Source organism: Pseudomonas sp. SDO5215_S409 (genome assembly GCF_054071325.1).
This window is the reverse complement of the sequence record NZ_JBSVWN010000172.1, coordinates 1-544: the sequence shown is the minus strand read 5'-3', so window position 1 is coordinate 544 and position 544 is coordinate 1. Positions and strand designations below refer to the sequence as shown.

1 protein-coding gene is annotated in these 544 nt (G+C 57.9%); it reads right to left on the bottom strand.

Translation table 11 applies throughout. The features are described 5' to 3' along the window. Positions 1 to 539 (bottom strand): type VI secretion system tip protein TssI/VgrG (tssI, locus tag ACW9H9_RS28770; protein WP_457346731.1); only part of this gene is annotated, 539 nt, incomplete at its 3' end. Positions 540 to 544: the final 5 nt, after the last annotated feature.

The window sequence follows — 544 nt, the reverse complement described above, 5'->3', positions numbered from 1 at the left end:
GAGTCTTGCTGATACGCCACCGGCGCCAGTTTAGGGAACACCGTCTGGTCGTCCCCGAACACCAATGTGTGCGCTGTAGCGCTGTGCTGAAAGTGGAAGTGAATCCCTTCTTCCTCACACAGCCGCTGAATGAAATGCAGGTCCGATTCATCGTACTGAACGCAGTAATCGCGCTCGGGGTAAATCGAACCCAGGAAAAATTGGTAGGCATCGCTCTGAATGCCATGTTCTTCCAGCACCTGCCCGATGATTTTCGGCACGCTCAGGTTCTGGAAAATACGCTGATTGATCCGATGCGCCAGGTACGCCAGCTGCGGGCGCAATGTCACCGCATACCGCGTGAGGCGCTTGCCGGAATCGCCCTGCGCGGCCCGATAAATCAGGCCATGAATACCGCTGCCATCCGGTGCGAGCTGCAAAAAAGCCGGTTGGTGCAGCAGGGTTTCGAGGTCCAGGGCCGACTGTTCACTGACCAGTTCCACGTCAAACGCAAACGGCTGGCTGATCGCCTCGCGCCCGTTGAGGGTGTACACCTGCACGTCGC